This is a genomic window from Actinokineospora sp. PR83, from assembly GCF_021056305.1.
Taxonomy (GTDB): domain Bacteria; phylum Actinomycetota; class Actinomycetes; order Mycobacteriales; family Pseudonocardiaceae; genus Actinokineospora; species Actinokineospora spheciospongiae.
The window spans coordinates 1-7,002 of the sequence record NZ_JAJCXD010000112.1; the positions used below are offsets into that span (position 1 = coordinate 1).

Annotated in this window: 5 protein-coding genes and 1 pseudogene; 1 reads left to right on the plus strand and 5 read right to left on the minus strand. The window is 75.2% G+C overall.

The genetic code is table 11. From position 1 onward, the window contains the following. Positions 1-645 (plus strand): annotated as a pseudogene (locus L6E12_RS30825) (hypothetical protein); the annotation flags it as partial. Here the strand turns inward: L6E12_RS30825 and L6E12_RS30830 are convergent. The 5 genes from L6E12_RS30830 to L6E12_RS30850 form a co-directional block, all read right to left on the minus strand. Next, complete coding sequence (locus L6E12_RS30830) at positions 639-2,222, minus strand: VWA domain-containing protein (RefSeq protein ID WP_236231445.1); 1,584 nt, start codon at positions 2,220-2,222, stop codon at positions 639-641. The pseudogene L6E12_RS30825 and the gene L6E12_RS30830 sit on opposite strands and share 7 nt — an antisense overlap. After that, positions 2,219-3,352, minus strand: a complete 1,134-nt coding sequence (locus tag L6E12_RS30835; protein WP_236231446.1) for a hypothetical protein — start codon at positions 3,350-3,352, stop codon at positions 2,219-2,221. The genes L6E12_RS30830 and L6E12_RS30835 overlap by 4 nt, the downstream gene beginning before the upstream one ends. Before the next feature lie 28 nt (positions 3,353-3,380). Next, positions 3,381-4,160, minus strand: a complete 780-nt coding sequence (locus tag L6E12_RS30840; protein WP_236231447.1) for an FHA domain-containing protein — start codon at positions 4,158-4,160, stop codon at positions 3,381-3,383. A 43-nt stretch (positions 4,161-4,203) separates the two neighbouring features. Then, positions 4,204-6,375: a protein kinase gene (locus L6E12_RS30845; protein ID WP_236231448.1), complete on the minus strand. Its 2,172-nt coding sequence runs from the start codon at positions 6,373-6,375 to the stop codon at positions 4,204-4,206. Positions 6,376-6,509: 134 nt separating this feature from the next. Then, entirely contained in the window at positions 6,510-6,929 is a 420-nt protein-coding gene (locus L6E12_RS30850; RefSeq protein ID WP_236231449.1) for a DoxX family protein, read from the minus strand. Positions 6,930-7,002 lie beyond the last annotated feature (73 nt).

Here is a 7,002-nt window from a genome sequence, read left to right on the forward strand (position 1 = left end):
GCCGCGGCGGCGCTGACCGACCGGACCGCCGTCGTCCGCGCCACCGCCCAGGCCGCCCTGCGCCGCGCGGGCGAGGACCCCGCCGCCCACTACCGGCGGGTCGACCCGCCCACCCCGGAGTCGGTGGCGGGCCTGGGCGAGACCGGTTCCCGCGCGGACGCCGACGCCGTCATCCCGCTCCTGACCGCGCCCCTGGCCCGGATGCGCGCCGCCGCGGTCGACGCCGTGCACGCCCTCGGCGCCGGGACCCCGGCCCTCCTGGCACCGCTGCTCACCGACCCGTCGCCCCGGGTCAGCCGCCGCGCGCTGCGGGCCCTGCGCGGCACCCCGCCGCCCGAGCCGTTCCTGCGGGAGGCGCCGGCGCCGGGGAACCCCCCGCACCAGCGCACCGCCGCGTACGCGCTCCTGCGCGTGGCCTCACCCGCCTGCCGCCTGCACACCGACCTGCTGCTGCTCGCCGACCCCGCCGACCCGCTGCACGGCGCGGCGGAGCGGGACGTCGCCGAGTGGCTGCGCACCGGGTCCGCGACGGCCTACCTGCGCCCCGGCGACGCGCCCTGGGCCGACCTGATCGCCCGGGCCGCGCCCACCCTGGGCCGGGAACGGGTCCGGGTCCTGCGGTTCCACCTGGGCCTGCGTCACTGATACCCGCGGATCTCGCAGAACGCGGCGGCCAGGCTCTCGGTGCGCGCGTCGACGTACTCGCCGCCGGTGCGGTCGGCCACCGTGCGCATCTCGGTCTCGTTGGCCTCCCCGAACAGGATCGGGAACACCGGGACCGGGGGCGCCTTCGCGAGGAAGTCCAGGTAGGCGGGCAGCCCGGCGCCGTCGGTGTTCTCGCCGTCGGTCATCAGGACCACGCTGGTGAAGCGGTCGCCCGCGCCCGCGGCGAGCCCGTGCGCGGTGATCAGCGAGTCGTAGACCGCCGTGCCGCCACCCGCCCGCAGCCCGTCCACATCGGACCGGATGGCGGCCAGCGACGGGCCGGGGTCCGCCGCGTCCACGGCGAAGTCGTGCCGCGGCAGCGGGCGGCTGTTGAACGGCAGCAGCACGATCTCCTCCCGCTTGCGGAACCCGCACACCTTCCCCGCCAGCTCCGACCCGGCGCCGGTCAGCTCCTTCAGCGCCGCCTTCAACCCGTCGAGCCGACCGCCCTCGGCCATGGACCCGGACACGTCGAGCACGTAGACCACCCGCGACGGCCGCCGCAGGTCGTCGTTGTATGCCTGCAACAGCGCCTCGATCGCCGCCCAGCTATCCGGGAACGGGATCTCGTTGAGCGACCCGGGCACCCCCTGCGGGCGGTCCACCCCGGGCACCGCGGGGCGCCGGGACGTGGTCTCCCCGATCGACCGCTGCACGTCCGGGGTCCGCAGGTACTCGGTCAGCCGCCGGTGCAGGTCGCGCGCCCCGGCGGAAGCGCCCGCGAGCGCGGTCAGCGGGTAGTCGCCGACCACCACGCCGTCGGTCGGGTAGACCAGGGTCAGCGGCTCCGGCAGCCGCCCGGACCGGTTGAGCGCGAGCAGCGACGACTCGTAGTTGACCAGCCCGTCGATCGGCCCGCCCGGCTGCCTGCCCGCGTTGCGCTCGACGTAGGCGTCGGTCAGCCAGTCCGACGACGGCGCGGTCAGCCGGTGCACGGAGAACAGCGCCGCCACCTGCTCGGCCACCTTCCCGATCGCCTCCACGTCGAGCACCCGGCCGCTGCCCTCCAGGGCCGCGGTCATCGCCAGCAGCGCGGAGAAACCGGTGTTGGAGGCGTTCGGGTCGGTCATGGCGAAGGTGAACTGCTCCGCCCTCGCCGCCGCCACCACGTCCGGCCAGCGGACCGGCTTGCCCGCCCAGCCGAGCCGGTCCGCGGTCGACTTCGTCAGCCCCAGCACCACCGGCGAGGCCATGGTCTGCACCGACGTGCCCAGGTGCGACCCGGCGCCGGGGAAGGTCCGCAGGTAGTTGGCGGAGGAGAACCAGACCGCGTCGTACTTGCCGTCCGCGGTGCCGTCGGCGACCTGCTTCGCCCCGTCCAGGCTGCCGACGAAGGTCAGCTCCACCCGCACCCCGGTCGCCTCGGCGGCCTTGTCCAGCACCGGTTTCATGTCCGCCAGCTCGCTGCCCGCCAGCACCCGCAGCGTCCCCGGTTCCCCGGGTCCGGCCACCGGCGCCTCCTGCGTGCACGCGGTCAGGCAGAGCGCCGCGAGCAGCACCGCACCGAGAACCCTCATCCCCCACACCTCTTCCCGGACGCGCGCATGGCCACCAACCGGTCGACCAGCGACCGCATCTCGTCGAACGACGGTGACTCCGCCGCGGTCACCGGCGGGTCGGCCAACCCCCTGGGCTGCACGGTCCGCCCCTGCGGCCGGAACCCGTGCTCGGCCACCAGCCGCGCCAGCTCGTCGTCGTCGCGCAGCACCTGCCCGACCCGCTGCCCCTTCGCGTCGAGCGCGATCACCGTGTGCACCGAGGCGATCCCCGGGCTCGGGTAGAGCACGTCGTGGCCCTCGGGGAGCACCTTCGCCGACAGGTACTGCGACTCGTAGACGAACGCCATCGGGGTGCGCGGGTTCTGCCCGGCGTACTGGTCGAACAGGTCCTGGCTCTTGATCGGCTTGCTGCCGCCCTGCGCGGCGAACAGCGGGCACACCTGCGCCGCCACCGCCGCCATGTTCTCGGCCCCGATCTCGGCCCGGTTCTGGTTGCGGGTCCACGCGGCGGCGGCCAGCAGCAGGAACCCGGAGTTCGAGGCGTCCGGGTCGGTGGAGTACAGCAGCACCGGGGTCTGGTCGGTGGCGGGACCGTCCTTGTTCAGCGCGCTCCACGTCGTGCCCGCGGTGACGAGTTCCAGCACCCGCCCGAGGTCCACCACGTCCTGGTCGGCCACCGACCGCACGACGCCGTTGGCCCTGAGCGCGGTGACCGTCTCGGACACGGTGGCGATGACCATCGGCGAGGAGAAGACCTCGTACGGGTCCAGCGCGGGCAGCTCGTGCCGGATCGCCTGGTCGTCCAGGATCTCCCGGGCGGTGGTGCGGCTGCCGGGGAAGGCGAAGTCGTACCCGTGCCCCTCCCGCCGCAGCGGGTCCACCATGTCCAGCGACCCCCTGGAGTCCACCACGACCCGCAGCGCCAGGCACCGCAACCGCTCGACGACCCGGGGGTCGCGGAAGAACTCCTCCTTCTCCGACCCGATCACCCCGTGCACCTCGGTCACCGGCTCGTCCACACAGGACCCACCGGCGGCACCGCTCCCACCGCCCTTGGCCACGTAGACCGCGACGACGGCGATGATCGCCACGCCCAGCACCAGCGCGACCAGCCGCGCCGTGCCCCCGCGCCTCCCCGGCGCGGTCACCGGAGCCCGTCCCTGTTGCACCACAACGTCAATCTCCTGTTCCTGTGTCCAGCAGCCGCAGGTCGGGCGGCACGAGGGTGGCGGTGTCGAGCAGGACCCGCAGCAGGTTGCGCTTGATGGCGTCCGGGTGCGCCGAGTCGGCGGTGACCCCCGCCACCCCGGCCGCGGCCAGCCGCTTGCGCACCCCGTCCACGGCGTGCTCAGCCCGCCGGTCGGTCCACCCCTGTTGGCGGGGGACCTCGTTGAGCCTGCGGGCGGTCTCGTTCCAGGACAGCGGGTGCGCGTCGTCGGCGCGCAGCAGGTGCAACTGGAACAGGGCCACCAGCACCAACCGCTCCCGCGGCGACAGCGGCCAGGCCAGGTCGCGGGTGCCGGTCCCCGGGCGCACCCGGTCCGCACCGCGCCGCCCCGAGCTGACCAGCAGCTCCACCACGTGCAGGCGGCTGCCCTGGATGTAGAGCGGGGTGTAGCCGTGCGGCACGGTGGTCTCGTGCTCGTGTAGCAGCGCGGGCGCGTCGGAGATGCGGATCGGCAGCCTGCCGCCGTTGCGCAGCGTCCACCGCCCGTCGGGGGCGCAGCGCAGCGTGGCGTGCTCCCGGCTGACGTACCAGTCCCCGGCCCCGACGGTCACGTGCACGTCGGGGCTGTTGCGGCCGAGCACCAGCGTGCTGCGCGCCCGCGGCGCCACGGCGTACCCGCCCTCCTCGCCGAGGACGAACAGCGTGCCCACCGGCGCCGGGGCGCCGTCGAGCAGCGGTTCGTGCCGCAGCAGGCTCGGGGTCAGCGGTTCGAGGAAGTACATGCCCATCGACGGGGGCTCCTTGGTCGGTGCGGGCCGGTCGTGCACGACGCTAGGACCGAGGTGGCGGGAGCCCTCCCGCGTCGCGGGTGTGGTCGTCCGGCCGCGCGGGCCCCGGCGGCGCGGCGGGCCCGCGCACCCCGAACGCCAGCAGCGCGCCCGCCACCACCAGTGCGAACAGGATCCACACCCCGGCGACCCCGATGAACACCAGCGCACCGCCGACGATCCCGCCGACCGCGCCCCCGGCCACCACCTCGGGTACGCGCACCCCCGCCAGGCGCCCCCCGGCCCCACCGGTCGCGGACCCCCCAGGCCCCCGCGCCCCCGGCTCCACCGCCCTGCCCCCGGCAGCCACCCGCTCCCCCGACCCACCGAACAGCCACGTCTCCGACCCGAGGGATTCCCGCCACCCCGCCCTCGCGGGCGCCCCCTCCGAATCGGCAGACTCCCACCCCTCCGACCCAGCAGGCACCCGCCCCTCCGGACCAGCAGGCGCCCACGCCTCCGACCCCGCAGACTCCCGCCTCTCCGAACCACCAGGCGTCCACGTCTCTGACCCCGCAGACTCCCGCCCTTCCGGCCCGGCAGGCGGCCATCCCTCCGAACCAGCAGGCTCCCGCCCTTCCGGCCCGGCAGGCGACCATCCCTCCGAACCAGCAGGCGTCCACCCCTCCGGCCCGGCAGGCACCCGGCCCCCCGGCTCAGCGCCCATTCGCCCATCCGCCCCGGCAGGCCCCTGCCCATCCAGGCCAGCAGCCACCCGGCCCCCCGGCCCGGCAGGCGGCCAACTCTCCGAACCAACAGGCACCCGCCCCTCCGGCCCGGCAGGCCCCTGCCCATCCAGACCGGCAGCCACCTGGCCCTCCGGCCCAGCGGGTACCCGCCCCTCCGGCCCGGCAGGCCCCTGCCCATCCAGACCGGCAGCCACCTGGCCCTCCGGCCCAGCGGGTACCCGCCCGTCCGCCCCGGCAAGCCCCTGCCCACCCGGCCCGGCGGGCGCCCGGCCTCCCGCCCCGGCAAGCCCCTGCCCCTCCGGGCCTGCAGGCGCCCGGCCCTGCGGCCCAGCAAGCCCCCGGCCCTCCGGGTCGGCAGGCGGACGACTCTCCGAACCGGCAGGCGTCCGCCCCTCCGGCCCGGCAGGCGGCCACCCCTCCGAACCTGTGGGCACCCGCCCCTGCGGCCCGGCGGGCGTTCCCCTCTCCTGGCCCCCTGGCTGCCGCCCCTCCGAACCGGCGGGCGTCCGCCCGTCGGGTCCGGCGGGCGCCGACCGCTCCGGTGTTCCGGCTCCCCGCCCGCGCGGCCACACCGGTAATCGCTTCTGCGGGGTGGTCGACCGGCCGCGCTTGGGCTTCCCGGCCGCCAGTTCCCCCGCCAGTGACGCCCGCAGGCGGCTGAGCTGCTCCTCGCGGAGGGCGTCGCGCGCGGCGGCGGCGAGGTCGCCCGCGCTCTGGTAGCGCTCGTCCGGCTTCTTGGCCAGGCCCTTGGCCACCACCGCGCGCAGCCCGTCGCCGATCGAGTCCGGCAGCGGTGGGGGCGGGGTCTGCATGTGCGCGACCAGCACGGACATGTCGTCCCCGGCGAACGGCCGCCGACCGCTGAGGCACTCGTAGAGCACCACGGCGAGGGCGTAGACGTCGGCGCGGTGGTCGGACCTGGTGCCGTCCAGGCGCTCCGGGGCGATGTAGTGCGGGGTGCCGACGATCTGGTTGAGCCCGGTCAGCGGTTGCGCTTCGATCGGCTGGGCGATCCCCCAGTCGAACAGCCAGGCGTGCTCGCCGCCCGCCGTGGAGACCCGCTCCAGCAGGATGTTCGACGGCTTCACGTCCCGGTGCCGCAGGTGCTTGCGGTGCGCGGCGTCGAGCGCCGCGGCGACCTGGGAGACCACGTGCACCGCCCGTTCCGGGTCGAGGCCGCCCGGGTGCGCCTTGATCTCGCTGGAGAGGTCGGTGCCGTCGACGTAGCGCATGGCGATGTAGGGCTTCTCGCCCACGGAGTAGTTGTAGACCGGCAGCACGTTCGGGTGGTCGATCTGCGCGGCCAGCTCGCACTCCTGCCGGAACCGCCGCTCCAGGTCCGGGTCGGTCAGCGCCCCCGCCGAGAGCAGCTTCAGCGCCACCTGCCGGTTGTGCAGCATGGTGTCCTCGGCGACGTGCACCTCACCCATGCCACCGCGGCCGAGCAACCGCACGAGCCGGTAGCGGGTCACTTCGTCGTGCACCATCGAACCTCGCACTCCAGCGTGAGCCCGGTGCGGGGCCCGGGAGTCCGGATTCTAGGCACGCGGGCGCGGGCGGGTTCCCGAGTTCAACTCCCGGTCACCCACCCGCCGCGCGCTGTTCGCCCAACCCGCCCCGATCAGCCGCGCACGACGCCGATGGCCGACCGCAGCGCGGCGTTGCGCAGGTACAGCCCCGCCCACACCACGACCGCCACGTAGGCGGAGAACAGCACCGTCGACAGCAGCGGTGCCCCCACCCGGACCTGCGCCGACATGGCGCCGCCGAGGAACGCCGTGAGCAGGATCGCCCCCAGCACCGAGGTTCTCGGTACGACGTAGAGGACCAGGCAGACCAGCTCCAGCGCCCCGATCACCGGCATGGTCGACACCGGGAACCCCAACTGCCCGGCGGCCTCGGCCACCTGCGGCAGCACGAGCAGGTGGATGACGGCGTCGAACAGCAGGAACACGACGGCGACCCCGCTCAAGGCGTAGCCGACACGGGTGGCGGTGGTGTTGGTGCTCCGGCCTGCCGGTCGGGTGGCGGTGGTGGTCATCTCGGGCTCCGTTCGCAGGTGTCTGCCTTGCTCTCACCACCGCGTCGAACGGGGAGGGCCGGTTTCGACACCC